We start from the raw sequence: 24,625 nt of genomic DNA, 5'->3' as shown, positions 1-24,625 counted from the left end.
CACTCAGGCCAGCTCGACGCTCTCGATGACAACTGGCTCGACCGGACGGTCCATTCGGCCAGTGCGAACCTGAGCGATCTCGTCAACAACCTTTCGGGATTCCTCGTCAGCGACTTCACCAAAAATGGTGTGCCGACGGTTGAGGTGCGGCGTTGGGGCCACAGTGATGAAGAACTGGGAACCATTGGTACCTGGCCCAGCATTGGCCATAGCCAGCAGGTAGGGCTTCGAGAAGGTGAGCTCCGGATGGAACTCGTCGGCGAATTGATATCCGGGACCGCCGGTGCCGGTGCCGAGCGGGCAGCCGCCCTGAATCATGAATCCGTCGATGACACGGTGAAAGGTTAAGCCGTCGTAGAACTTGCCAGTGGTCGACTGACCAGTGTGCGGATCGACGTATTCCTTCGTACCACCAGCCAGACCGACAAAGTTGTCGACAGTCTTGGGGGCTTGATCAGCGAAGAGGTTGAGGACGATGTCGCCGTGGTTGGTGTGCAGAATCGCGGTAGAGGCCACCTGCCTGCCTTCCTGTGAGAAACGATGTGATCTCCTCCAGAATACTGTCTCTCGCGTCAACCCAATCGGAATTACTCCGCCAGCCGCCCCCTGGAACCTCGAAATCTCTGGTCTGTGGGCCGTTTGGTCGATACCGTGGGAGGTGCTCGATCACGAGCCATATCCCATACGAATTGGAGGAACCGTGTCCTGCAAGAAGAAAGCTTCCAGCAAGACCGCCGCCACAAGCAGCTCCAGCACGCTCATGGAGCAGCGTGCTCAGGCGCTGGAGACCGCCGCCGCGTACCTCGCCGCCGCCCAGGACAAGGCTGCTCCGTTGGCCGCGCAGGTCAATGACAAGATCGGTCCGCTGACTGACCAGATCTCGGACAAGATTAGCCCCTTCTCCGATCAGGCTGTCGAAGCTGGCAAGAAGGCCCTTGACGCCTCGAAGGAGTACACCCAGGAGAAGGTCGTTCCAGCCCTTCATCAGGCTTATGACACCTTTCAGAAAGATGTCCTGCCTGATCTTGAGGAGCGTGCCGAAAAGGTCGCTTCTCACCCAGCTGTTGAGGAAGCTACCCGCCGTGGACAGGCTGCCTTCTCAGCTCTCAAGGGCGAGTCGACCGAGCTGGCTGCCAAGGCCGGCATCGAGACGAAATCGGTCAAGAAGGTCAAGCGTCGCGGCAAGCTCGGCAAGGTGCTCTGCACTCTCGCCGTCCTCGGCGGTATTTCTGCTGCGGCAATTGTGGCCAGCCGCCGCTTTCTGAGTTCTTCCGACGACGGTTGGACAGCCCACGAGCCCAAGGTCACCTACTCCTGGACCCCTGGTGACAAGGACAAGGCCGACGACCTCGCCCCGAAGGGTGACGAGATGCCCAAGGAGACGCCAGCCCCCAAGCCCGAGACCAGCCACGGTTCGAGGCCCGTTGCCAAACCGGTAAATAAGCCCAAGCCGAGGAAGGAGGACAAGTCGGTTCCGGCTGACCCGGTCGCCGCTATGGCCGATGAGGGTGGTCCGGCTGCTGCCGCACCGGAGACTACTGCCGAGACGACTGTTTTCGTTGACGAGGGTGCGCGCTCCGAAACCACGACCAAGGATGGTGCCGTCAAGGCTCCTGCAGCGGGCGTAACGGGCGAGGGGAATAAGGCCACCTCATACGTCGGGGATAACCCGCCCGAGGGCTACGTCATTAAGGGCAACGACCGCTCGATGAAGTACCACGTCCCGGGCTCGGGTGGCTATGACCGCACCATCGCTGATGTGTGGTTCGCCACCGAGGAAGCCGCTCAGGCCGCCGGGTTCACCAAGGCCCAGCGCTAAGAGACACTCCCCTATCTCGACGGGGCTCACCACTGCAGTGGTGAGCCCCGTCGTCGTATGTTCGGTCCCAGCTCACGTTGCAGAGGCGAAATGACAACGTTCGGATACCGAAACAACCCGAACAAACCAAGCGCTAACTGTGATATGAATCACTTCAAGTGTCACAGTGCGTAACAGTTCTATAACAACGTATTTTCGATGTCACGATAAGCGTCTGTGATGGTACTTATGCCGGTTAGAAGAATGTTCCGCTCACTTTGTGCGGGCACAAACCGCCGACAGAAAGGCCTGTCACATGATCACTATGGATTTCGAGTCCTCGAAGACGTCGACGGCATGGGTCGACGCCCGCTTTTTCTCTCTCCACGTCCGTTCCCTCGTCCATGAATGCCGCGTTCCGTGGCGCGTCATCGCCCTGCTCGCGCATGTCCCCAGTCGTATCGTCCAGCGACTCGCTGGCCAGGGAGACCGCCCAATTCACCGGATCCGCGTCATCGACGCCATGCGCATCCTGCGCATCAGTACCGACGACATCGCCGCGACACGTGAACGCATCGTGCCCGCAGGAAGTACGCGTACTCGGCTCCTCGCCCTCCACAAGGCGGGCTGTGGCATTGACGAGATCGCCGCCATGCTGGACGTGACGATATCCCACGCTGCGAACCTCATGAGCGGAGAAGAATACATGTGCACTGAGATGACGCGACTGCGCGGTCGAGCCGCATGTGAAGCTCGCGGCCTGCTCTCCACCGCCGAATCCATGACGTCCATGTGAGTTGAGTTCATGTGGATCATCCTTGGCTCCGTGGTGGCGTGCGGCCTGGCGCTGTGGCATCTGCACGTGACGGTCCCCGATCTCGTTGAGCCAGCCGTCGAGGAGGTGGGACAGGCGGTACTGGCAATCAAGCCCACATACGACTCCCTCGCCACACCCATGCGCACTTTCGTCGTCGCCGTGACAGCGGCCGCCTGCGGGGCCCTGTCGATTGTCGCGCCACCATGGGCATGGGGTGTGTGGTGGGTCTGGTCGGGGTCCGTGACCACTCTGGTCGTTGTCGACCATGCGACGACCTTCCTACCACTGAAGCTATGGCGTCGCTGCCTGGCCGAGGCTGGAATAGCACTCCTGGCCGGAATCGTCGTGACGTGGCCACCACATCCGCGGTGGCTCATTGCGTGCGCTCTGATCGCGGCAGTCTCAACAGGGTTCTTTTGGCTCATGTGGCGACTCAGTTCATCCCTCGGATACGGCGACGTTAGGCTTGCGGCAGGCACCGGGTTCCTGGGAGCGACGACGGCCGCAATCGCCCCCTACCCGGATTTCATCAGTGCCGGGATGACGACTCTGCTCTGCGCTACCCTCCTGGGAGCTGTTATGGCCATCACCGTCGCCCTCGTTCGCAAACATCGCCCCTCGCCATGGGGAACGGCGTTCGCATATGGCCCAGCCCTATGGGCAGGCCCTTGGGCGGCGTTAGCAATCAACTTGTAGCTGCAATCCAGAGACGGTCGTATGGCACGCCTAAGCCAATCGATTGAGCGGCACGCTCCAGCGTTGCGGGCGAGATCACCGGCCCAAGCGCCCGCAACGAGACAGGCCATGGCCAGCTGCACCGAAGGTTGCCACGTGGAGACGTTGACAGTGTTGGCCCAGCCACCACCAAGACCGACGCTGTCGACCGCGGACACGAGGCACCTCCGAGCCCACAGGGTATTCAACGGGGGCTTGAGACCTCAGGCTTCTCAGTGGTGCCCGACAGGCTCACTCTGTTCAGCGGCCTCGCCACGAACACTACGAATCACCGAGGCCACCGTCTGAGGCAACGCCACCGGATCGACGGGATGGGTAGCGATGGCGTCGGCATGGGACCAGGACGCCAACCAGGCATCGGCAATGCGGGCCACCAGCAAGACGACCGGCGGACAATTCTCAACCTCGTCCTTGAGCTGATGGCACACCCCCATCCCACCGTAAGGAGCAGATTCGCCGTCAGCGATCAGGACGTCGTAGTGGCCACTACTCACGGCGTCGATCACCGAGGCCCGAGTAGCTGTCTCAACGACCTCGGTGCGCGGAAGGTCCGGGGCAATCATCCCGGTCAAAGCGAGCTTCACCTGCTCGCGGACAGTGTGATCGTCAGAATAGACGAGAACCTTGAGAGTGCCCGACGGCTCCCCGTGTCTGTCGCCCATGAACGGCCCTTTCCCTCGACGGCGTGGGACTGACTGGCATCTCGGTCATAACCGGATGCAACACGGCAGATGCTACAGCCTGAGGACTACTCCTTCGCCCAGTACCGCCCTGCCTCCTGAGAACAAGCGGTACTACGAAAGTGGCAGGTCGCCGCATTCTGCCTCCTGAACCCTTCACGCTCACTCCGAATCGAACTGGAATGGCCAAACAACATGACCAATGACACATTTCCGACCATAATGAAGTAGTGGCCACTTCAGCGCAGACTTCACAACGACCGACGGGCGCCATACATCCGATCGCGCCGACGCGGCTTAACGCGCCGGCCGGTCGTCCTGATGCCCTACCTATGGGCGTCTGGGTGTGGCTCGCAAGCGAGCTCATGTTCTTCGCTGCACTGTTCGCGGCGTACTTCATGATTCGCCAAACAACCAGCGACATGGCCACAGCGGGCCAGCAAACCCTGTGGCACAGCGAATCCTCTCACCTCGCAGTGGGGGCGGCTGCCATCAACACCCTGATCCTCGTGTTGTCTTCGGTCACGTGTCAGATGGGCGTTCATGCCGCTGAACACGGCCAAGTCAAGCGCACCAAAGGCCTGGGAGCGATCACATCATGGGGCATGCGCGAGTGGTACACCCTCACCTTCATCATGGGTGCGGTATTCATCGCTGGACAGGTCGCGGAATACATCACCCTCATCGGCGAGGGCCACACCATCTCCTCGAGCGTCTACTTCTCGGCGTTTTTCCTCGCTACTGGTTTCCATGGCTTGCACGTAACCGGCGGCCTGGTTCTGTTCTTGTTCACCCTTGCCCACACCTATATGGCTCGGCGGTTCACCCACGAGCAAGCAGTCACGGCAATGGTCGTTTCCTATTACTGGCACTTCGTTGACGTTGTGTGGATCATCCTGTTCTCGGTGATCTACATCGTGCGCTGAGGCCCTTAGTCCGAGAAAGGTGACTGTGGTGATGAGATTCCTCTCCACGAAACGGCACAGCCGGGCAGCCAAACCCGTGTTGTTGCTGCTGGCCTTGGTTCTAGTGGGGTGCGTGTACGCCTTCGTTAGCCCTTCTGCCTCCGGCCAGGCGGATACGAATGCCTCGACCCAGGTGGCCCAGGGCAAGGAAATCTTCCAGCAGAACTGTTCCTCTTGCCACGGCTTAAACGGCGAGGGCACAACTCAGGGTCCGTCTTTGGCCGGCGTCGGCGCGGCGGCAGTTGACTTCCAAATGGGTACCGGCCGTATGCCGATGGCTCGCCCCGAGGCTCAAGCCCCGTCGAAGAAGACGAAGTTCACTGGCGAGGAGATTGCTTCGGTTGGCGCATACGTCGCGTCCCTCGCTCCCGGACCGAAGGTTCCCTCCTCGCAGAACCTCAATACCTCAAACTTGAACGCTGAGGAGCTAGCCCGCGGTGCTGAGCTGTTCAAGACCAACTGCTCGGCCTGCCACAACATCGAGGGTCGCGGTGGCGCTCTCCCCGAGGGTGCTTATGCCCCCTCTCTCATGAAGACCTCCGACAAGCACATTTACGAGGCTATGCGCACTGGCCCGCAACAGATGCCGGTGTTCTCCAAATCCGTCATAACCGACCAGGATGCCCGTGAAATCATCGGCTACCTACAGACCACTCATGCCGACCCCAATAATGGTGGCTTTGCCCTTGGCGGTATCGGCCCGGTCACCGAAGGCCTGTTCGGTTGGATCATCGGCATCGGCAGCCTAGTTCTGATCGCTGGGTGGCTGGCACGGAAGGGGGCTCGCGCGAAGTGAGCAACAAATACACCGAACGCAACGACTTACCGGTCGAGAACCCGGGAGTCGAACCCCACATTGAGCGCTACACCGACGCTGATCCGAAGGCCGGAAACCGCGCTTACCGGCAGATATTAACTCTTCTCGGCCTGGTCCCAATTCTCGCCATCACCTTCGTCGTCATGTACTTCGCGGTACCTCGCGACGCGACCGTCGAAATCGGGCCGTTGTACATGAACGCTTCTACCTTCGCACTGGGGCTGTGCGCAGGGCTCGCTGTGCTATTCATCGGCATCGCGTGCATCCACTGGGCCAAACAGATTATGGGTGACGAAGAGATCATCCAGGAGCGGCATCCGGTCAATTCTGATGCCGCTGATCGTGAGGAATTCGCCAAGCAGTGGCGTATCGGCGCGGAGCAGTCCAGACTTTCCCGGCGCAAGCTCATCGGTGGAGCTCTTGGTGGCGCCATCGGGATCATGGCCGTACCGGCTATCGTCACCCTCGCTGACCTAGGTCCCAAGCCTGGACCGGGAACCCGTCGCGCAACGATTGAACGGACTATCTGGGCCGAGGGCGTACGGCTAGTCAACGACATCACCTTCCAGCCCATCAAAGCCTCCGATCTAGAAATCGGCCAGCTCGTCAACGCTGAGCCTGAGAACCTCAAGGATCTTGAGGGGGCTGAGTTCCAGCGCGCAAAAGCTAAGGCTGCCATCCTCATCGTCCGGATGGATCCTGAATCCATCAAGATCCCTGAGTCCCGTAAAGACTGGCAGGTCGGAGGCATCCTGTCGTATTCCAAGATCTGCACCCATGTCGGTTGCCCCGTCAACCTCTGGGAGCAGCAGACCCACCATCTGCTGTGCCCCTGTCACCAGTCAACCTTCGACCTAGGCGACTCCGGTGTTGTCGTCTTCGGCCCTGCCGGACGCTCACTACCGCAGCTACCCATCGCCGTTGACGACAAAGGATATCTGGTCGCTCGAAGCGACTTCACCGTTGCGGTGGGCCCGTCCTATTTCGAACGAGATTCTCGTCACGATTACAAGAAGGGTGACAACTGATGACCCGGCCAACTGGAATCGCCGAGGAATCACCCGCCCTGCGCACCGCAACGGCTGGAGACAAACCACCGGGTCGCGGGATGCGGATCGTCAACTGGCACGACGACCGTCTAGGTCTGGCCAAGATAGGCAAGGAGAACCTGCGCAAGGTCTTCCCTGACCACTGGTCCTTCCTCCTGGGCGAGATCGCCTTGTACTCCTTCGTTGTTCTGCTGCTCACGGGTGTATTCCTGACCATCTGGTTCAAGCCATCAATGGCCGAGGTCGACTACACCGGCCCATACCAGCTACTCAAAGGAACACCCATGTCGGAGGCCTTCGCCTCCACTTTGGACCTCTCCTTCGAGGTGCGTGGCGGCCTGTTAATTCGTCAGATCCATCACTGGGCCGCCATTCTCTTCGTAGCAGCGGCCACCGTGCACATGCTGCGCATCTTCTTCACAGGCGCTTTCCGTAAGCCTCGTGAGATCAACTGGTTGATCGGCCTGGGCTTGTTCATGCTGGCCATGGTCGAGGGCTTCGCCGGCTACTCGCTGCCCGATGACCTGCTGTCCGGCACCGGTCTCCGGTTTGCCGACGGCCTGATGCGTGCCATTCCGCTGGTAGGCACTTGGGTTGAGTTCTTCGTCTTTAACGGCGAGTTCCCGGGCACCGCAATTGTCCCCCGCCTGTACATGGTCCACATCCTGCTCATCCCAGCCCTGCTCCTAGGGCTAGTGGCCGCTCACCTCGCGCTGGTCGTCTACCACAAGCACACCCAGTACCCGGGGCCCGGACGCACCGAGAAAAATGTCGTCGGTTACCCGCTGTTTCCGGTATACGCTGCCAAGGCCGGTGGTTTCTTCTTCGTGGTCTTCGGCGTGTTGACCCTCATGGGCACGTTCCTTCAGATCAACCCGGTCTGGAAGTTCGGCCCCTATAACCCGGGTGAGGTAACGGCCGGATCCCAACCTGACTGGTACATGGGCTGGCTTGAGGGCGCTGTGCGTATCACCCCGAACTGGGAGTGGCACATCGGTCACACCACCTGGAGCTGGAACATCTTCCTTCCCGGCGTGTGCCTCATGGGCGTATTGTTCACCTTGCTGGTGGCGTGGCCCTTCGTTGAGAGGTGGATCACGGGTGACGAGTCCGAGCACCACCTGCTCGACCGTCCACGCAACGTCCCGACTCGTACCGCGCTCGGCGTCGCCGCCATGAGTTGCTACGCCATGTTCTGGCTCTCAGGGGCCAACGACATCATCGCTACCCACTTCCATCTGTCGCTGAATTCGATCACGTACTTCATGCGTGGTGCAATCTTCGTCGTCCCGATCATCGCCTACCAGATCACCAAGCGCATCTGTGTAGCTCTACAGCGGGCTGACCGTCAGCGGCTACTCCACGGGTCACCCTCCGGCGAAATCATTCGCGAGCCTAATGGCGCATTCCACGAGGCTCACGTGCCGATCAGCGACGATGAGGCCTGGACACTCACCCAGCAGAAGACTTACCCCGTCCTCGCTGCCGGCTCTATCGACGATCGTGGTCGCAAGGTCAGCAAGAAGCGTGCCCGCTGGATGAAGTGGTTCCTTGGTGACAACGTTCCTAAAGTAACCCGTGAAGAGCTGGAAGCAGCTCGCCACCACGCCGAAATCGGCTCTAGTCGCTCCGCCACCCAGGCAGAGATCACCGACTGATCCCGGGTTCACCGAGCGCGGCGGCCCCTCTCACTGAGAGGGGCCGCCGTCATGTGCGGACACGTAACTGCTGCCAGTTGTGCTCCCACTCGACAAGGTCCGGCGCATGGTCGCGAAGCATCGTCGCTCCCCCGCCAAGATCTTCCTGCTCCCAATGCTGACGAGCGTCAGCCATGAGGTGTTCGGGGAGAGTCCCTCGGACAGTCGTCACCCGCCACCAGTCCACTTCCTGGCCTTCACGCGCCATGATCGTGCCGACCCGACGCGGGGACGTGCCCACTAGCTCGGCAACATCGGAATAGGACACCACGGCACCGGCGGGCAAGGCTTCTACCGCCGCAAGGACGTCGTCTACCGTCGAGGTCATGGCTGCAGTTTGCCGTATCACGGCATGACCCGACAATAGTGACGTGGGACAATAGCCACGTGCGTTTTCTCAACGAGCAGCCAAACTACGACCTGACATATAACGACGTCTTCATGGCACCAAACCGCTCCTCGGTAGGGTCCCGGATGAACGTCGATCTGACGTCGACCGATGGCTTGCACACCCCTCTACCACTCGTGGTGGCCAACATGACCGCGATCTCCGGCCGACGGATGGCTGAGACGATCGCCCGTCGTGGCGGCATCGCTATCCTTCCCCAGGACATCCCGGCAGACTTCGTCGCCCGATCAATCCGCAGGGTGAAGAATGCACACACCCGTTTCGACACTCCAGTGACGGTTGACCCTACGACAACCGTCGGGGAGGCCATGAGCCTGCTCAACAAGCGCGCCCACGGGGTCGTCCTCGTCGTTGAGGATCATCATCCCGTCGGTTTAGTCTCCCCCGCTGAGGCTGAGGGCGTGGACCGATTCGCTCAATGCCATGAGGTCATGACAACCGATCTCACCCTGGTAGGTCCGCAGGCAAGTCCAGACGACGTTTTCCAAGCCCTGGCCGAACGTCACCAGAAGGTCGCTGTAGCTGTTGACGAGGACGGGGTTCTTGTCGGCATCATGACGTCACGGGGTGCCCTACGCACCGAAATCTATCGTCCTGCTGTTGATCCTGACGGCCACCTTATGATCGGCACTGCGATTGGCATTAACGGCAACGTCGCCGAACGTGCCCGCAATGCCCTGGAATCCGGTTCGGACGTGCTCGTCATGGACACCGCCCATGGTCACCAGGACCAGATGATCCGCGCTATCGGGGTCGCAGACGAGGTCCGCGCAGCTTTTGAGACGAAAACTGGCCGACGGGTTTCTATCGTCGCCGGCAACATCGTTACCCGACGCGGCACTCTAGACCTGCTGGAGGCTGGTGCGGACATCATCAAGGTCGGCGTCGGACCAGGCGCCATGTGCACCACTCGGATGCAGACCGGTGTGGGGCGTCCGCAGTTCTCGGCAGTGTTGGAGTGCGCTGAGGCTGCTGCTGAGGTTGATGGCGCAATCTGGGCTGACGGTGGTGTGCGTCACCCCCGTGATGTTGCTCTTGCCCTTGCTGCGGGGGCCGGATCGGTCATGATTGGCTCGTGGTTCGCGGGCACCCACGAATCGACCGGAGCCATGCTCATCGATCACGACGGCCGGATGTACAAGGAGTCCTTCGGCATGGCCTCGGCTCGTGCTGTGCGCCACCGCACTCGGCAACGTAGCGCCTTCGAGCGAGCCCGTGCTGCCCTCTTTGAGGAGGGTATTTCCCAGTCCAAGATGTACCTGGACCCACAACGTCCCGGGGTCGAAGACCTCGTCGATTTCATCACCTCCGGGGTGCGCTCCTCGTGCACCTATGCCGGGGCCGCCAACCTCACTGAGTTTCGCGAGAAAGCCGTGATTGGTGTGCAGTCTCCCTCTGGGTACGAGGAGGGCCGCCCACTGCAACGCAGCTGGACGTGAGCCCTTGGCGAACGTGCCTAGGTGTGACGTTCCGCCCGAACCATCCGGTCCTAATGTGGCCCCTATGACAGCAAATCGGATCCTCGTGATTGGAGGCCACGGACACGTGGCCAAGCACTTCACCCAACTCGCCACCTCGCAGGGACACCAGGTCGACTCGGTCATCCGCCGAGACGACCAGGCACACGACGTCACGTCGTGGGGAGGTAACCCGGTGGTGGCCGACGTAACGACGTTGCGCCCCGCACAGTGGGACGACCTCATCAATAGCCATGACGCCGTGGTGTGGTCAGCGGGAGCCGGCGGTAAGGGTACGCCAGAAGACACCTACGCTGTTGACCGCGACGCGTGTACCGCGCTCGTCGACGCTCTCGGACGGTCCCCTCACCGTCCGCGTTTTGTGCTGGTGTCCTGGTGCGGTAGCCCGGACCATGGCGTGCCTTCCGACAACTCCTTCTTCCCCTACGCCGACGCCAAAGCAGCTGCTGACCGTCACACCATGAACTCATCGATTCGGTGGACCATCCTTGGGCCGGTAACGCTGAGTCATGATCCGGCCTCGGGCGTGCGAATCCTCACCGAGGGCGAGGAACACGCTGACACCACGGTCTCGCGTGAAACGGTCGCCAAGGCTGCTCTAGCATGCCTTGACGACGACGCCACAGCGGGCAAATTCATTCGGTTCTGTGACGGGCCAACGCCCATTGCCGAGGCTTTCTGACCCGGCTCGAGCCACCGTGGAGGTTCCATACGGGCATCGCTCGCTGATCAATTTCCGATACTTGCTTGATCAGGAACCCGAGCTCGGGGAGAGGTCACGACGCGCTGAGGTATGCATCAGCGCGTCATGTTCTTGTCGGGTTCAGCCGATATTCAGGTCCTAAGGCGCCTGCAGAAGTACCCGGATACGTGTCAACCTCACCGCCGGGAAAGCCTCCGACGGCAATGTCGGTGACAAACCTCCAGCTCGACCCAGCTAGCGCAATCTTAACCTCGGTTGGAAGGGTGGTTGTCATATCGACGGACATGCTTGCCTCGCCATCGTTCCAGACAACGAGCACATCGCCTGCCAGTGAAACGACCATTAGCAGTGAGCTTGGCGTGTTTCCACGCATCTTTGGCAGCCCACACTGATGTTGGGCCCGTCGGTGCTGGCTTGGCCGGCGCGTTGTTATTGACGGCATCGCGGAACAACTGCATTGTCAGCCCATCGACGATGGGGGCAAAAGATTCCTCATCGGTGTAACCACCGCCATTCTTTCCCCCAGTTACCCCGATGAGTTGTCCGGTATGGGTTCGGGCATCATAATGAGTAATCCACGGACCACCCGAAACTCCTCCACTAAATTCGTGACAATCCATAATCATCTGGTTGTACCCTGACAACCTCCGGGTCTCCACCACGCATTTGCGCGCAATATCATCAGTCCTAGGATAGCCAAACACGGTGACGCCCTTATTGTGGTAGTGAGAAGGACGAGTGAGAGTAAAACCGCCGACACGATCCTGAACTTGCCTGCCATCACATGGTTTTACTCTGGCAAACATGTAATCGAGATTACTTTCAGCCGTCTCTCCACTTCCCGAATTTGAATATTTGAAGAAACGCTCGACCGGATATGCACCAAATGGTTGTATCCTGGCGCCGCGTCGCCGTATAAATCCAGGAATGAAGAGCGGATGACTACCCTTATCACAGTGGCTCGCGGTCATGATGATATTCCGGGTTGCGCTCCGAACGACGCTGGCCGTGCAGTAGCTCGCCCCCTTCGCGGCATTGACTGTGAACAATGTTCCCACGACCCGATCCGTCTGACCTCGCGTCGGAGTCGAACCACCCGGGCTGGCCTGCAGCGGTTGCCTACGATTCCCATCAGCGATGTGGGGTCGAGGGGTATCAAGCGGCCGAGCGGCATCCAGTCGGGCAACCGTCCAATAGTGCATGGTCTCCTCTGGTGTCTCGGAGACAAACCCATCACCGCTGACCGATGAAGCCCGGCCTGGATTAGGCAGATCAGCGTGGGCCACACCGCTTGGCATGATCCACGCCGCCATCATGACCAAAGCTACGAGGAGCCACCGATTCACCCGCATCTGCGCCCTCAACGGCAGCACCACCCAGGCCCCCGGCGACGGTTCACCAGATCCAACGCTCCAGCACACCCGGCCACTTCACAACCTCCAGCTCTCAATAACAATCACGTGGAAACTTACCCACGCCGGCAATCTCTCGAGAAAGTAGGTTACTCCGTAGGTTCCCTCATCTAGAAGGTGGCACAGATCAGTCATCGACCTCATACCTGACAACGCCAACCATCCTCCACAAAGGCCAGCGACGCCGGACGGCATCCACACCTTCCCTCTCGGCCCGCTACAGCTGCCTCATGTATCGTTTCTTATCGCGTTACGCACTGCCGCACAGCTAGTCGGACGATAGGCCCAGTCTCGTACCACACGAAAGGACGAATAATGACATTAAAGAAGGTCGCGGCCATCGTCGCAAGATTGGCCACAGCGATCCCGTAGACTTGGCAACCTAAGTGACCGACGAGAGCAGTATTTGGCCATCTGCACAGGCTTATCCCCACAAGGACAACGATGTCGTTAGCCTCATGGAATAGCGACGCGCTGACCTCAGCATCATGCATATAGGCGGCAATAGGAGGCAGGGCATGTGCATGCGCACCACCACAAGAATCCCAATCACACGAAGGCGAAGAACCATATGAACCCCACAATCAGCGGGGAATCGCTGTCCAAAACGTTCACATCGGGCAGTACTCGAGTCCGTGCGATCAACAACGTCAGCGTATCTTTCACCCATTCTGGAGTACACCTCCTCATGGGAGAAAGCGGATCGGGAAAAAGCACCCTCATCAATCTCCTAGCTGGTCTGGATATCCCAGATTCGGGGTCCGTCTACGCAGAAGGCGTCACCGTATCTGATCAGAGCGAGGCAGGTAGAGCCCAATTTCGATTACGCCACATCGCCGTCATCTTTCAGGACGACAACCTCATCGCTGAGTTGACCAATACCGAGAATATTGCGCTACCTCTGTGGGCGCAAGGCAAATCGAAGTCCGATGCCACCGAAATAGCCCACGAAGCCATGCGAAAACTAGGAATCGAGTCATTGGGCAGACGCCACCCCGGCGAGGTCTCGGGTGGCCAACGGCAACGCGTCGGAGTTGCGCGAGCACTGGCCAGCGGGCAACACATCCTCCTTGCCGACGAACCAACTGGGGCGCTCGACTCCACGACGTCCGAAGGGCTCTTCGAGCTGCTGGGAGACCTCGCACACGACAACCAGATGTGCGTCATCGTGGCCACACACGATCCACTCGCCACGAAGCACTGCGACTCCGTCACCACCCTCCTGGACGGGCAAATCGTCGCATGAACAGAAGACTAACGGCCCAGACGTTCCGCATCTGGACGCGAAGTAAGCACCGTATGAGTTTGTCATGTCCATTCGCAGTGGTGATTGCTTGCTTCATCGCCCTGTACCTGACGCTGTCATCCTTCGCCCTCACTGGTTCACAGAAAAGAATTAGTTACCTGGATGGTCATGACGCATCCATCACCATCAGCCAGGCACAAACAACTCTGCACCCTGCCCAGGGCACGGTAATCGATCGACTGAGAAAATCCGGGGCACGGAACATATCCGTCATCACCACTGGTTCCAGCTTCCAAGTTGACGGCCTTCGTACCACCGGATTGTCGACAGGTTTCCACGATCGAATTCAATACATGGAATGGGCCTCGGGCTCACCCGCATCGCGATATCACCTGACCGCTGGCCATTGGCCCTCCAGTCCGGGAGAAGTTGCCCTGTCCGAGCCTTTGGCCGCACGTCTCCACGACCCCAGTCGCATCCACGTCTTCTCCGACACCTCACGATTGCAGGTCGTGGGGACATTTCACGATGCCTACGCCACAGACGCTTTGGTGGCCATCGGCGCCGCGAGCGGCTGGAAATCCATGTCTGCCGCAGCATCCAAAGGATACCCGTCACTGTCGCCCATCGTGGAATACGTCTGGGATGGCCTGCCGCTCAGCACCGCCATACCCTTATTCAGCACGCTGTACGGGACTCCGACTGACTCACTTGTCACATCCAGCCGTGATGGAGCAAAGATCTCCGCAAGCCCCCAAGTATCGTTGGCCTCTCGAAGCCCCTATCTCGTGATGATCCCTTGCCTTTTGCTCACAGGTGCCGTCCAACTCACCGTGATGGCTAGGATCGCCACATCCATCCGCGCACAGCGGCAATCAATGCTGAAATTGGGGATCCCGCTATCGGCAACGCTCGCGTCCGCACTCGGCTCGGTCCTCGCCATCTGTCTGGCGGCATGGTCGGTAGGTGTATGTGGAGGCTGGATACTCGGAATGGCCCTTCGCAGATTCCTGGTGCCTCACCTACTCACACAACCCATCAGCCCACCGGTGTCGATCGCCCCATTAGCCATGACACTCCTGGCGCTCACTGTCGCCATAAGTATCGCGGCCATTCCACTGACCGGCCCGCGGGCTGGTGGGCGAAACAGGACAACACCGCACCATGCCCGGGCGGCAACAACGCTACGGTGGGTCAGACGAGTGGCTGGTGTCCTTCTCATTATCGGCGGACTACTCGCACTCCAAAGCCGGACCCAACTCGACGACGTCATGCATGGTGCCATCTTCGTCTCATCCGGAGCCGTCCTCCTCATGCCCGATCTCATTTCCGGAATCATCTCGGTCGTCAAGCTTCCAACACCCGCTGGTCTGCTGGCCGTAAAGACGCTGCACTTCAACGATGCACGAATTCGGATCATGGGGTCAGCGTTGTGTCTATGCCTGGTGATCCCTGCCAGTGTCAACGTCATCATGACCTCATACCAGCAGTCAACGGCGGCGCTGAGCATGGCCCCACCGGACACCTTGATCCTGCAATCGCCAGATAGCAACCCCGTACCAAAAGACCTTCCCCGAAGCGTGCAGGCTGCGACCGGCATGAAGCGTGCCGTCAAGGTCGACATGCTCAGTGGCGAGATCACGTCGAACCATCACCCCGGAACCGCGCGGGCCGTCATGGTCGTATCATCCCCGCAAGACGCTGAACGAGTACTGAATATGAAGCTCACGGCCGAGGAGCGAGCACATCTCAATAACAGTTTCATGCTGTCATTTTCAGATGGCCCAGCAAAGACAATCCTCGCCCTAGACGATGGCCGCCAGGCCGCAATCCCATCCAGCCGGGTCGAGGTCAACCCGACATGGGCATACATCTATGGCGGCGTCATTGTGAAAGCGGCCCTAGAACGAATCCGTGCCCAATCGATACCACACCAGTGGGTATATACGGGGGTCCAGAAAAGCGACATCGCTCAAGCCGTCAACTATGTCCACCGCCAAGGCCTCGATCCACAGCTACTCACCTACCACGTGGAACCGGAACCTCCTCAGATGCCGTTCTCTTGGTGGACGGTGTGCCTCACCCTCGTCATCATCGCAGCGGGTATCACCGCCAGCGTTTCCGCGTCATTGGGACACATTGCACGAAATCAGAGCCGGCAGCTACTCGCCATAGGACTCCCGAAACGGCTGGGGGCAATGATCCCTATCCTCGAGAGCATGCTTCTGGTCGGATTGTGCTCCGTCATCGCGAGCGTCCTGGCCATCGTTCCGGTCGTGGTCGGGCAAAGCCTGTCTGAGTCCTTCACATTATGGGTGCCGAAAGATTGGGTCATCCTGTGGTGTGCCGGGCTTGGACTACTGATTGTGTTGTCCCCTTTAGCGGGACTCCGCGCGATCAGGGCACGAGAGCGTACCGCCGATGCCCTGATCTAGCCCAACCACGGACATCGCCGCCGCGGTCTGATCCGTGGCGGCGATGGTCGGTCAGTGAGCGTAATCCCCGCGGTAGTACTCAAAAGCCCAACCCGAGGCAGCCCAAATCCCAATGCCCAGCCCGAGCAGAGAGATCCACCAACCGAAGATCGGGCCGAGGCACATGATGGCGACAACGAGCGCACACCAGAACGGCCAGATACTCTGTGGTGGGAAGAAGCCGACCGGTCCGGCACCATCGACAACCTCGGCGTCCTTCTCGTCGGAGGGACGGGGATTGATCTTCTTCGCAATGACCTGGACGTAGAAAAACACCATCAGGGCCATCGCCGCTGACAGCCCGAGCACCCAGGTGCCGGCCACTTCATGGGCCGAGAACCAGTACACCGGGGTCATGACGCAATAGAACAGGCCGAGCCCGCCGAAGACCCAACGTTCCGGTTTCATCAGGCATCCTCCTTACCGGAGTGCACGAGTTCACGCGGATTAGCTTCCCCGACCTCCGGAGCCAAAGCAGCCTCCGGATGATTGATGTCGAAGGCCGGTGAGGTGGAGCGCACGCGGATCATCTTCGTGAAGTTGTGGGTAGGCGGCGGGCACGAAGTAGCCCACTCAAGAGTACGACCCCAGCCCCACGGGTCATCGACTTCGATGTTCGGATCGTGACGGGTAATCCAGACGTTCCACGCAAACGGCAGCATCGAGATGGCCAGCAAGAAGGCGCCAAAGGTCGACACCTGGTTGAGCAAGGTAAAGCCTTCCCAGGCACCGTAATCGGCAATACGGCGCTGCATACCCTCGACACCAAGCCAGTGCTGGACGAGGAAGGTGGTGTGGAAACCGACGAACAGAGTCCAGAAATGGATCTTGCCCCAGGTCTCGTTAAGCATGTGCCCAGTAATCTTCGGCCACCAATAGTAGAACCCGGCGAACATCGCGAAGACCACGGTACCGAACAACACATAGTGGAAATGGGCTACCACGAAGTACGTGTCGGAGACGTTGAAGTCCATTGGCGGACTGGCAAGCATGACGCCGGTCAACCCACCAAACAAGAAAGTCGTCAGGAAGCCAATGGCAAACAACATTGGTGTGTCGAAACTCAATGAGCCGCCCCACATGGTGCCAATCCAGTTGAAGAACTTCACACCAGTCGGAACAGCGATAGTGAAGGTCATGAAGGAGAAGAATGGCAGGGAGACCGCACCGGTCACGAACATGTGGTGGGCCCACACGGACACCGAGAGGCCACCAATGGCCAGGGTGGCAAACACCAGGCCGACGTAGCCGAACACCGGCTTGCGGCTGAACACCGGGAGCACCTCGGTAACGATCCCGAAGAATGGCAGAGCAATGATGTAAACCTCAGGATGCCCGAAGAACCAGAAGAGATGCTGCCACAGGATCGGGCCACCGTTCGCGGCATCAAAGATATGGGCACCCAGAGCTCGGTCGGCCTCGAGGACGAGCAAACCAGCTGACAGGACCGGGAAGACAACCAGGATCATGATCGAGGTAATGAGGATGTTCCAGGAGAAAATGGGCATCCGGAACATCGTCATGCCCGGGGTGCGCATGAGAATGATCGTCGTCACGAAGTTGACGGCACCGAGGATGGACGACAGACCCAAGAGGTACAGGCCCATCACCCACAAGTCCCCGCCGGCCCCCGGGGAGTTGATGGCGTCGGATAGCGGGGCGTAAGCGAACCAACCGAAGCTGGCGGCACCACCAGGGGTAAGGAAACCACCACAGGCCATCAGGGAACCGAAAAGATACAGCCAGTACGCAAACTGGTTGATACGTGGAAATGCGACATCGGGGGCACCGATCTGAAGCGGCATGAAGAAGTTCGCGAACCCCGAGAATAGCGGGGTAGCGAACATTAGCAGCATGATCGTTCCGTGCATCGTGAAGAGCTGATTGAAAGTCTCCTGGTGCATGAACTGCATGCCTGGATATGCCAACTCGGCTCGAATGAGGAGGGCGAGGATGCCTCCGAAGGCGAAGAAGAACAACGACGTGCCAAAGTAAAGTTGGCCAATCTTCTTGTGGTCGGTGGTCGTCATGTAATCCCAGACGAGAGCCCCGAAACTGGCCTTGCGCCGCTCTTGCCGAGTAGCCGCAAAAGGTGCGCCAGTCTGCTGAGCGATGGATGCGCTAGTCACTTGTTCTCCCCCTCCTTCGATCCGGCGGTAGTGAGGACAGCAACCGAGTTCGCAGGCTTGATCTCACCGGTATTGCCCTGGGTCTTGAGCTGTTGGAGGTGTTTGTTGTAATCCTCAACCGACACCACATGCACCTTAAAGATCATATTTGCGTGGTAGGTGCCACACAGCTCGGCGCACTTGCCGTCGTAGACACCGATCTTCGTCGGGGTGAGGTCGAACTGGTTGGGGTGACCCGGGATGACATCCATCTTAAAGTAGAAGGCCGGCACCCAAAACGAGTGAATAACGTCGGCGGACTTGAGGTGGAAGCGCACCGACTGGCTCACTGGAAGATATAGATCGGGAATTTTCTCAATAGTGCCGACCTCATGGGTAACAACGCCGCCAGCATCGGCGTTGTTGGCCTCCATGTAATTGAAAGTCCACGACCATTTCTGGCCGACAACGTTAACAACGTGCTGAGGCTCAGAGTTCTTGTCGAGCACCTTATTCTCGGTACGTACGGTGTAGAAAAACAGCACACCGATCACGAGGAACGGAACGATGGTGTAGAGCACTTCAAGCGGAAGGTGATATCGCGACTGGCGCGGGATCGCCGGATCGCCGTCCTTACGACGGAATTTGAAAGCGGCGAATCCGATGAGCCCCCATACGAATACGCCGATGACAAGCGCTGCCACCCAGGCGCCGATCCACATATTGCCCATATGCACGGCACGATCAGACGCGGGATCCACCAGACCGAGACGAGCTGCACGCCCGGGTCCGGTATTACCGCAGCCGCTGAGGGCCACCACTGCGGCACAGGCACCACCGACTTTTCCGACAACACGGCTGCCACTTCGGGGCACGTCCCGGTCGAGGTCGTGCCGCCAGCTGAGTCTGCGTCCCACGGCTCACCCTTCCCCACTGCAAGCCCGCCCCCGACCCGACGGTGGGAACAGGTGACTGTTATGTCTGTCACATCGAACAATAGCGAAAATAAGGCGCTCCGTCCGCCCAGTAGGACTGACGAAACGCCTCAGTGACTCCAACGAGCCGGACCAGGGAGTGCCCCAGTTCTCACAGCCAACTCAGTGGAAAGAGTCTCCACACGCACAGGTGCTAGTCGCGTTGGGGTTGTCAATAGTGAACCCCTGCTTCTCGATGGTGTCCATAAAGTCGATCGTGGCACCAGCCAGGTATGGGGCGCTCATATGGTCGGTGACCACATTGACCCCGCCGTACGTCTTGACGACATCCCCTTCAAGGTGACGCTCGTCGAAGAACAGCTGGTACCGCAGCCCCGAGCAGCCGCCAGGCTGCACAGCCAAACGCAACGCGAGGTCGTCACGGCCCTCCTGATCGAGCAAGGACTTCACCTTCGCAGCAGCCGCGTCAGTAAGGATGATTCCGTCAGTGGTGGAAGGGGTAACGGTGTCGGTCATATCGGCTCCAAGAACGTGTGATGGACAGTCCCGGGGAGATGGCCCGGGTAATCGATCCTGACGGATCGGGCGGGGCCGCCCCGTCGCTTTGCCCACTGTATCCGCAGCAGGCCGTTCACACCGAACGGTATCCGTTCAGCGCGCAGCGGAACACAGGCATTCGGGGAGCACGATCAGCCGGGGATAAGGCCGTCTCCGGTCGGGTTCTCCGACAGCCAAACCGAGACTTCCTCAATCGTCGCGGAAACGTCGGGAACAATGAGGTTTGAGTCGACGATGTTGTCGTCAGCAACCGGAGTGCCAACAGTCCGCACCGTCGTCACCAACTCAGTCAAGGCCTCGGTGAGCTCATTCTGAGAGGCTGCCTCGATAGCGTGCTCAACGCGAGCGTCGATGCGGTTGAGATGACCCATTTCAGTGTCGGGCACCTGCCACTGGCCCTCACCAACGATGCGAATGATCATGACTGATCCTCCTGACGTCGCACTGATCGTGATCCCGGGTGCGTGTTTGTTCCGTTCTCGGCGCCGGACTCAAGCTCCGGGGTGGAATCACCACGGCCGGCCCCCAGCTGGGCCTTCATAGCCGACAGCTCCGCGTCAATTGCGTGATCGTTGGCCAGACCGTCGAGCTCCCGGGTGATGTCGTCGCCGTAGCTGCGGATGGGATCCTCGATAGCGCCACTAGCCATGAGTTCGTCAACAGCTCCCGCTCGTGCCTGCAATTCCATGGTCTTGTCTTCGGCTCGGGTGATTGCCATGCCGATGTCGCCCATCTCCTCATTGAGACCCGTGAAGGCCTCGTTAATGCGAGTCTGGGCTTCAGCTGCGGAGTAGGTGGCTTTGATGGTCTCCTTCTTAGTGCGGAAAGCATCCACTCGGGCCTGAAGACGCTGGGAGCCGCGGATGAGTTTTTCCTCCTCAGCCTGCAGGGTGGAGTGCTGAGTCTGCAGATCATTAAGCTGAGCCTGCAAAGTTGCCTTGCGGGTCAAAGCCTCACGGGCAAGGTCCTCGCGCCCCTGCTCGAGGGCGCGACTAGCAGCGTTCTGCATCTTGTCGACATCGGCCTGCAGTTGATTCATCTGTAGTTCGACGCGCTTACGGCTCGTAGCGACGTCAGCGACGCCTCTACGTACCTTCTGCAACATGTCGAGCTGACGCTGGTAGGAGTAGTCGAGGGTCTCGCGCGGATCCTCGGCCTTGTCAAGGGCCTTGTTCGCCTTAGAGCGGAAGACCGTCGAGAGTCGTGCAAATATGCCAGCCATAGGTGGAGTCGAATCCTTCCCCTTCGGTGCTTGAGGACTCCGGGAAGTCGTCAGCGTTGCGGTTGCCTGATCATTAGGGTACGGGACTGCGCAACATCGACAACAGGAATACCCGTACAATCTTCTCAGCCCAGATAGGGCCGCCCCGGCTGGAACAAGCCACCGGGCGCGCGAGGACGACACACAAAAAGGATGGATCGTGGGACTTTTCCGCCCCTACGAGCAGGGAGCCAGCAAGAAGGCCGAGCCGACGGAGGAGACCGTCGTGGCAGAGCCGGGATCCAGCACTGAGTCCTCCCCCTCCTCAGCCACCGTAGCCCCCAGGCGTACCGCAAAAACCTCGTCATCTGACAAGGAACAACGGACCACCAAGGGGATTCGCGCCGACAAGGGGCGTCAACCGGCTGCGCCCGCTGCACAACCGAAGACCCCTTCCCGACACACCGTCAAAAAGGGGCCGACGCCAACCCGCGCCGAGGCCGAGGCTGCCCGCCGACACCGTCTCAACCCGACGCTGAGCAAGAAGGAGTCCCGCAAGCGCGAGCGTCTGGCCAAACGTGAGCGCCAGGCCGCAGCCATGGAAGCAGCCGAGCGACGCCCAGAGCGGGGCTACTTGCGCGATTACATTGACTCGCGTTGGACCTTCAGCGAATTCATCATGCCGATCTTCCTGGCCGTCATGGTGATCTGGTTGGGGATGCTCTTCATCGCTCCGACTGCTGTTGGTGCCATCAACGCCATGTCCCTGGGCATGCTGATTGTGATGATCCTCTGGCTCGTTGATTCCTGGCGCCTGTGGCATGGGGCAAAGAAGGGCATCCGAGCCCGTTACCCCAACGCTCCCCTGCGTGGACTGTGGGCTTACCTCAATAACCGCGCTATGACGGTACGTCGCTGGCGCAACCCGGCACCGCGCGTCGAGCGTGGCGAACGGGTTGATTAATAGCCTTGTGGTACGTAGACGTGATTGTCTTATAGGTATGAGTTACTCATGGGTTTTCAAACAGTCTCGCGTCACCGTCAAAGGCGCCGAACACCTCGGTGAGCTCGGAGCTGGGCAGCAGTTTGAGTCTCAGGAAGAGGCCGAAGCTTGGCTCTCCGAAACCTGGCCCGAACTGCAAGAGGCTGGAATCGACGAAGTGACCCTCATGGAAGACGACGATGTCGTCTATGGCCCGATGGGGCTATCGGAGCAGTGATCGCGAGTCCGCACAGTCTGCCAGCTCATCACCGCACCAAAAACTGTCAAGGCAATTCCCAGCCCAATAACAGTCGGACGGGACTGGGCGATGGAACGACGCCGTTGCTCGTACGTCTGCACAGTATCCGTACGCGTTGCGGTGTACGTGGCCTTGTGACAGGTGTCCCCTGGGTGCATCTCGACACCTCGACAAGAGATTGTGGGCGAGGCCATCACAACAATTCCCCACAACAGCAAGGCAACTCCAGCCGAAACGACGACGACGTCGAAAACCAACCGCAGCTTGTAGTGACTCGCGCGACCCAGCGGTACGCTGCTGTGCCGTTCCGGCGTTGTAAAGCTCACAAACTCACCATACTGGCGACTCATTGCGACCGCGCTGCCACGCATTTGACATCCCTCGACTAGGCTTCACGGCGAGGTGTCGCCCCGGGGAATGACCCGGCCCATCCCGAATTATCTACCGAATGGAACCGTCCACCGAATGAGAGGAATCCTCGTGGCCAACAGCACCCAGTTGCCCATCCGTCCGCGTCCCGACCTCAAGGTCTCGCGAAACGCCAACGGCGCCGACGTCGTGATTGCCGGTCTGGTCGAGGGTTCCCACGGCCCCGTCGTCCAGGGTCTGGCGCCGCGCGCTGTCAAGGAAGCTGAAGAGACCTTCGGCGCCCCGCTAGCCGAAGTGGCCATTCGGGCCGGTGGATCAACCAAGGTTGGTTCCACCGTGGTGCTGCCATGGTCAAGAAACAGCCTCGTTCTGGTCGGCTGCGGAGCGGAGGGTTTCGATGGTGAGGTCCTGCGCAAGGCGGCCGGTTCGGGGGCCCGTGCCGCCGCTAACCTGTCACACGGCAGCAGCCTCAAGGTGGCCGTTGACATGGGGATAACGTCGGCCGAGCAGGTTCGAATCGCCGCCGAGGGAGCCCTGCTCGGTTGCTACAAAGTGCCGACCATTACTGCAGTCTCGAATGATCCCGAGATCTCGACCGTCACGATCGTGTCCAACGCCCGCGGCGCTAAGCCCGAACTCGACAAAGCCCGCATCCTTGCTGATGCCGTCTACACCGCCCGGGACTGGGTAGACGCTCCAGCTAACCTGCTCTACCCGAAAACCTTCGCCGCCTCGGTGCAATCCTGGTGCAAGAACCTCTCAGACGTCACCGTCGAGGTGCTCGACGAGAAAGCCCTGTTACGCGGTGGCTTTGGCGGCATCCTCGCTGTAGGCGGAGGTTCGGCCCACTCCCCGCGTCTGGTCCGCGTGGAATATGCCCCAGAGGGAGCCACCACCACCCTGGCCCTGGTGGGTAAAGGCATTACCTTCGACTCCGGTGGCCTCAACATCAAGACTGCTGACGGCATGTACACCATGAAGTGCGATATGGGCGGCGCTGCTGCCGTACTCGCTGCTGTCGGCGCGATTGCCTGCCTCGGGCTCAACGTCCGTGTGGTCGCCTACGGCTGTATGGCAGAGAATATGCCGTCTGGATCGGCGTGGCGCCCCTCCGACATCGTCACTACATACGGCGGAACGACCGTCGAGAATGGCAACTCTGACGCCGAGGGGCGCATCGTGATGGCCGACGGCCTGGCTCGCGCATGTGAGGACGACCCCGATTTCATCGTCGACATTTCTACCCTGACTGGTGCCTGCATGGTCGCGCTGGGTAACCACACCGCAGGTGTCATGACTTCGGGAGCCCAGGCGGCAGACACCCTGCTGGACGCTTCCGAGGCTGCTGGCGAGGACTTCTGGGAGCTTCCCATTACCGACGAAGTTCGTGAACGTTTGCATTCCGACATCGCCGACATCAAGTCCTCCGGCGCCCGTGAGGGAGGCGCGATGCTCGCTGCAGCTTTCTTGCAACGGTTTGTGACCCCAGGCACCGACTGGGCCCATCTCGACATCGCCGGGCCGGCATACAACGAGGCCTCAGCCCATGGCTACACCCCGATCCAAGGAACCGGATTCGGAGTGCGCACCCTGGTCCAGCTCGCCGCACATTTGGCTGAATGATCACACATATCGCCGCTGGGGCAGGAGCTGCGGCCCCTGCCCCTCGTCGTATTCACACGACACCCCCGAATCCAAAAATGGGACCAACTGCACATTTGGCCATAGCCAAGCTAGGCTTGCCACGAATCCGTCGCGGCTTGCAAAGGAGCTCCAACACATGTCGACCGAAGTCACTCTTCCCGCACTGGGTGAGTCCGTCACCGAAGGCACCGTGTCCCGCTGGCTCAAGGCAGTCGGAGACACCGTCGAGGCCGACGAACCCCTACTTGAGGTGTCCACCGACAAAGTTGATACCGAAGTGCCCTCCCCC

At 59.9% G+C, this 24,625-nt stretch carries 26 protein-coding genes; 15 read left to right on the top strand and 11 right to left on the bottom strand.

Translation table 11 applies throughout. The features are described from left to right. Positions 1 to 3: 3 nt before the first annotated feature. A complete protein-coding gene (locus A5483_RS03700) occupies positions 4 to 516 on the bottom strand; it encodes a peptidylprolyl isomerase (protein WP_002548923.1) in 513 nt (170 codons plus the stop codon). 184 nt (positions 517 to 700) lie between these two features. Between A5483_RS03700 and A5483_RS03695 the strand changes: the two genes are divergently transcribed. The 3 genes from A5483_RS03695 to A5483_RS03685 all read left to right on the top strand — a co-directional run bounded on the left by A5483_RS03695 (position 701) and on the right by A5483_RS03685 (position 3,311). Further along, entirely contained in the window at positions 701 to 1,819 is a 1,119-nt protein-coding gene (locus A5483_RS03695; RefSeq protein WP_042842660.1) for a sunset domain-containing protein, read from the top strand. A 295-nt stretch (positions 1,820 to 2,114) separates the two neighbouring features. Next, positions 2,115 to 2,594, top strand: a complete 480-nt coding sequence (locus A5483_RS03690; protein ID WP_063811065.1) for a hypothetical protein — start codon at positions 2,115 to 2,117, stop codon at positions 2,592 to 2,594. Between the two features lie 9 nt (positions 2,595 to 2,603). Further along, entirely contained in the window at positions 2,604 to 3,311 is a 708-nt protein-coding gene (locus A5483_RS03685; protein WP_002548598.1) for an A24 family peptidase, read from the top strand. Positions 3,312 to 3,562: 251 nt separating this feature from the next. Here A5483_RS03685 and A5483_RS03680 read toward each other — a convergent pair whose 3' ends face one another. Beyond that, positions 3,563 to 4,012, bottom strand: a complete 450-nt coding sequence (locus tag A5483_RS03680) for a response regulator transcription factor (protein WP_063811064.1) — start codon at positions 4,010 to 4,012, stop codon at positions 3,563 to 3,565. A gap of 248 nt (positions 4,013 to 4,260) precedes the next feature. Here A5483_RS03680 and ctaE point away from each other — a divergent pair, with 248 nt between their 5' ends. From ctaE to qcrB, 4 genes are read left to right on the top strand one after another with little or no spacing between them, the layout of a single operon-like run. Beyond that, positions 4,261 to 4,956 carry an aa3-type cytochrome oxidase subunit III gene (gene ctaE, locus A5483_RS03675; protein ID WP_431833481.1) on the top strand — a complete coding sequence of 232 codons (696 nt, stop codon included), beginning with the start codon at positions 4,261 to 4,263 and terminating at the stop codon, positions 4,954 to 4,956. A gap of 31 nt (positions 4,957 to 4,987) precedes the next feature. Then, a complete protein-coding gene (gene qcrC / locus A5483_RS03670) occupies positions 4,988 to 5,791 on the top strand; it encodes a cytochrome bc1 complex diheme cytochrome c subunit (RefSeq protein WP_042842661.1) in 804 nt (267 codons plus the stop codon). Further along, positions 5,758 to 6,840, top strand: coding sequence for a cytochrome bc1 complex Rieske iron-sulfur subunit (gene qcrA, locus A5483_RS03665; RefSeq protein ID WP_042842662.1), 1,083 nt, complete (start codon positions 5,758 to 5,760; stop codon positions 6,838 to 6,840). Before qcrC ends, qcrA begins: the two co-directional genes overlap by 34 nt. Then, positions 6,840 to 8,519 carry a cytochrome bc1 complex cytochrome b subunit gene (qcrB, locus tag A5483_RS03660; protein WP_063811062.1) on the top strand — a complete coding sequence of 560 codons (1,680 nt, stop codon included), beginning with the start codon at positions 6,840 to 6,842 and terminating at the stop codon, positions 8,517 to 8,519. The genes qcrA and qcrB overlap by 1 nt, the downstream gene beginning before the upstream one ends. Positions 8,520 to 8,568: 49 nt before the next feature. Here qcrB and A5483_RS03655 read toward each other — a convergent pair whose 3' ends face one another. Further along, positions 8,569 to 8,886 carry an MGMT family protein gene (locus A5483_RS03655; protein ID WP_002515298.1) on the bottom strand — a complete coding sequence of 106 codons (318 nt, stop codon included), beginning with the start codon at positions 8,884 to 8,886 and terminating at the stop codon, positions 8,569 to 8,571. Positions 8,887 to 8,924: 38 nt separating this feature from the next. Between A5483_RS03655 and A5483_RS03650 the strand changes: the two genes are divergently transcribed. Both A5483_RS03650 and A5483_RS03645 read left to right on the top strand, forming a co-directional pair. After that, on the top strand, positions 8,925 to 10,406 hold the full coding sequence (locus tag A5483_RS03650) for a GuaB1 family IMP dehydrogenase-related protein (RefSeq protein ID WP_082863990.1): 1,482 nt from the start codon (positions 8,925 to 8,927) through the stop codon (positions 10,404 to 10,406). 64 nt (positions 10,407 to 10,470) lie between these two features. Beyond that, positions 10,471 to 11,127 (top strand): SDR family oxidoreductase, encoded by a 657-nt coding sequence (locus A5483_RS03645; protein ID WP_063811061.1) that lies wholly within the window; start codon positions 10,471 to 10,473, stop codon positions 11,125 to 11,127. 266 nt (positions 11,128 to 11,393) lie between these two features. Here the strand turns inward: A5483_RS03645 and A5483_RS11820 are convergent, their stop codons facing one another. Beyond that, entirely contained in the window at positions 11,394 to 12,119 is a 726-nt protein-coding gene (locus A5483_RS11820) for a trypsin-like serine peptidase (RefSeq protein WP_153023073.1), read from the bottom strand. 1,012 nt (positions 12,120 to 13,131) lie between these two features. On the opposite strand from A5483_RS11820, the gene A5483_RS03630 reads away from it, so the two are divergent. Both A5483_RS03630 and A5483_RS03625 read left to right on the top strand, forming a co-directional pair. Beyond that, entirely contained in the window at positions 13,132 to 13,806 is a 675-nt protein-coding gene (locus A5483_RS03630) for an ABC transporter ATP-binding protein (RefSeq protein WP_082864005.1), read from the top strand. Further along, on the top strand, positions 13,803 to 16,241 hold the full coding sequence (locus A5483_RS03625) for an ABC transporter permease family protein (protein ID WP_063811058.1): 2,439 nt from the start codon (positions 13,803 to 13,805) through the stop codon (positions 16,239 to 16,241). Before A5483_RS03630 ends, A5483_RS03625 begins: the two co-directional genes overlap by 4 nt. A gap of 51 nt (positions 16,242 to 16,292) precedes the next feature. Here the strand turns inward: A5483_RS03625 and A5483_RS03620 are convergent, their stop codons facing one another. The 6 genes from A5483_RS03620 to A5483_RS03595 form a co-directional block, all read right to left on the bottom strand. Beyond that, positions 16,293 to 16,688, bottom strand: a complete 396-nt coding sequence (locus A5483_RS03620; RefSeq protein WP_002515229.1) for a cytochrome c oxidase subunit 4 — start codon at positions 16,686 to 16,688, stop codon at positions 16,293 to 16,295. Further along, complete coding sequence (gene ctaD, locus A5483_RS03615) at positions 16,688 to 18,409, bottom strand: aa3-type cytochrome oxidase subunit I (protein ID WP_002548917.1); 1,722 nt, start codon at positions 18,407 to 18,409, stop codon at positions 16,688 to 16,690. Before ctaD ends, A5483_RS03620 begins: the two co-directional genes overlap by 1 nt. Then, complete coding sequence (gene ctaC, locus A5483_RS03610; protein WP_431833480.1) at positions 18,406 to 19,305, bottom strand: aa3-type cytochrome oxidase subunit II; 900 nt, start codon at positions 19,303 to 19,305, stop codon at positions 18,406 to 18,408. Before ctaC ends, ctaD begins: the two co-directional genes overlap by 4 nt. Before the next feature lie 180 nt (positions 19,306 to 19,485). Then, positions 19,486 to 19,839, bottom strand: coding sequence for an iron-sulfur cluster insertion protein ErpA (gene erpA, locus A5483_RS03605; protein ID WP_002548708.1), 354 nt, complete (start codon positions 19,837 to 19,839; stop codon positions 19,486 to 19,488). 173 nt (positions 19,840 to 20,012) lie between these two features. Beyond that, positions 20,013 to 20,303, bottom strand: coding sequence for a PspA-associated protein PspAA (gene pspAA, locus A5483_RS03600; RefSeq protein WP_002548818.1), 291 nt, complete (start codon positions 20,301 to 20,303; stop codon positions 20,013 to 20,015). Beyond that, entirely contained in the window at positions 20,300 to 21,103 is an 804-nt protein-coding gene (locus A5483_RS03595) for a PspA/IM30 family protein (RefSeq protein WP_063811057.1), read from the bottom strand. The genes pspAA and A5483_RS03595 overlap by 4 nt, the downstream gene beginning before the upstream one ends. A 199-nt stretch (positions 21,104 to 21,302) precedes the next feature. On the opposite strand from A5483_RS03595, the gene A5483_RS03590 reads away from it, so the two are divergent. After that, on the top strand, positions 21,303 to 22,046 hold the full coding sequence (locus A5483_RS03590; RefSeq protein ID WP_002548446.1) for a DUF3043 domain-containing protein: 744 nt from the start codon (positions 21,303 to 21,305) through the stop codon (positions 22,044 to 22,046). Positions 22,047 to 22,083: 37 nt separating this feature from the next. After that, on the top strand, positions 22,084 to 22,302 hold the full coding sequence (locus tag A5483_RS03585; RefSeq protein WP_002548487.1) for a hypothetical protein: 219 nt from the start codon (positions 22,084 to 22,086) through the stop codon (positions 22,300 to 22,302). On the opposite strand, the gene A5483_RS03580 is transcribed toward A5483_RS03585, so the two are convergent. After that, positions 22,272 to 22,694, bottom strand: a complete 423-nt coding sequence (locus A5483_RS03580; RefSeq protein ID WP_063811056.1) for a hypothetical protein — start codon at positions 22,692 to 22,694, stop codon at positions 22,272 to 22,274. The genes A5483_RS03585 and A5483_RS03580 overlap by 31 nt on opposite strands. Before the next feature lie 94 nt (positions 22,695 to 22,788). On the opposite strand from A5483_RS03580, the gene A5483_RS03575 reads away from it, so the two are divergent. Both A5483_RS03575 and A5483_RS11195 read left to right on the top strand, forming a co-directional pair. Then, a complete protein-coding gene (locus A5483_RS03575) occupies positions 22,789 to 24,315 on the top strand; it encodes a leucyl aminopeptidase (protein WP_042842668.1) in 1,527 nt (508 codons plus the stop codon). A gap of 157 nt (positions 24,316 to 24,472) precedes the next feature. Then, positions 24,473 to 24,625: biotin/lipoyl-containing protein (locus tag A5483_RS11195; protein ID WP_303623540.1), on the top strand; the 153-nt coding region annotated here is incomplete at its 3' end.

It is taken from the genome of Cutibacterium namnetense (assembly GCF_001642025.1).
In the GTDB taxonomy this organism is placed as follows: Bacteria; Actinomycetota; Actinomycetes; order Propionibacteriales; family Propionibacteriaceae; genus Cutibacterium; species Cutibacterium namnetense.
This window is presented reverse-complemented; position numbering and strand designations above follow the sequence as displayed.

What these genes read in the sequence shown, in the direction of transcription:
- qcrB (WP_063811062.1), top strand. Translation starts at nt 6,840, where the DNA reads ATGACCCGGCCAACTGGAATCGCCGAGGAATCACCCGCCCTGCGCACC.
- qcrC (WP_042842661.1), top strand. Translation starts at nt 4,988, where the DNA reads ATGAGATTCCTCTCCACGAAACGGCACAGCCGGGCAGCCAAACCCGTG.
- A5483_RS03575 (WP_042842668.1), top strand. Translation starts at nt 22,789, where the DNA reads ATGAGAGGAATCCTCGTGGCCAACAGCACCCAGTTGCCCATCCGTCCG.
- A5483_RS11820 (WP_153023073.1), bottom strand. Translation starts at nt 12,119, where the DNA reads ATGACCGCGAGCCACTGTGATAAGGGTAGTCATCCGCTCTTCATTCCT.
- A5483_RS03620 (WP_002515229.1), bottom strand. Translation starts at nt 16,688, where the DNA reads ATGAAACCGGAACGTTGGGTCTTCGGCGGGCTCGGCCTGTTCTATTGC.
- A5483_RS03630 (WP_082864005.1), top strand. Translation starts at nt 13,132, where the DNA reads ATGAACCCCACAATCAGCGGGGAATCGCTGTCCAAAACGTTCACATCG.
- pspAA (WP_002548818.1), bottom strand. Translation starts at nt 20,303, where the DNA reads ATGATCATTCGCATCGTTGGTGAGGGCCAGTGGCAGGTGCCCGACACT.
- A5483_RS03655 (WP_002515298.1), bottom strand. Translation starts at nt 8,886, where the DNA reads ATGACCTCGACGGTAGACGACGTCCTTGCGGCGGTAGAAGCCTTGCCC.
- A5483_RS03585 (WP_002548487.1), top strand. Translation starts at nt 22,084, where the DNA reads ATGAGTTACTCATGGGTTTTCAAACAGTCTCGCGTCACCGTCAAAGGC.
- A5483_RS03690 (WP_063811065.1), top strand. Translation starts at nt 2,115, where the DNA reads ATGATCACTATGGATTTCGAGTCCTCGAAGACGTCGACGGCATGGGTC.
- A5483_RS03580 (WP_063811056.1), bottom strand. Translation starts at nt 22,694, where the DNA reads ATGCGTGGCAGCGCGGTCGCAATGAGTCGCCAGTATGGTGAGTTTGTG.
- A5483_RS03625 (WP_063811058.1), top strand. Translation starts at nt 13,803, where the DNA reads ATGAACAGAAGACTAACGGCCCAGACGTTCCGCATCTGGACGCGAAGT.
- A5483_RS03685 (WP_002548598.1), top strand. Translation starts at nt 2,604, where the DNA reads ATGTGGATCATCCTTGGCTCCGTGGTGGCGTGCGGCCTGGCGCTGTGG.
- erpA (WP_002548708.1), bottom strand. Translation starts at nt 19,839, where the DNA reads ATGACCGACACCGTTACCCCTTCCACCACTGACGGAATCATCCTTACT.
- A5483_RS03595 (WP_063811057.1), bottom strand. Translation starts at nt 21,103, where the DNA reads ATGGCTGGCATATTTGCACGACTCTCGACGGTCTTCCGCTCTAAGGCG.
- A5483_RS03680 (WP_063811064.1), bottom strand. Translation starts at nt 4,012, where the DNA reads ATGGGCGACAGACACGGGGAGCCGTCGGGCACTCTCAAGGTTCTCGTC.
- A5483_RS03645 (WP_063811061.1), top strand. Translation starts at nt 10,471, where the DNA reads ATGACAGCAAATCGGATCCTCGTGATTGGAGGCCACGGACACGTGGCC.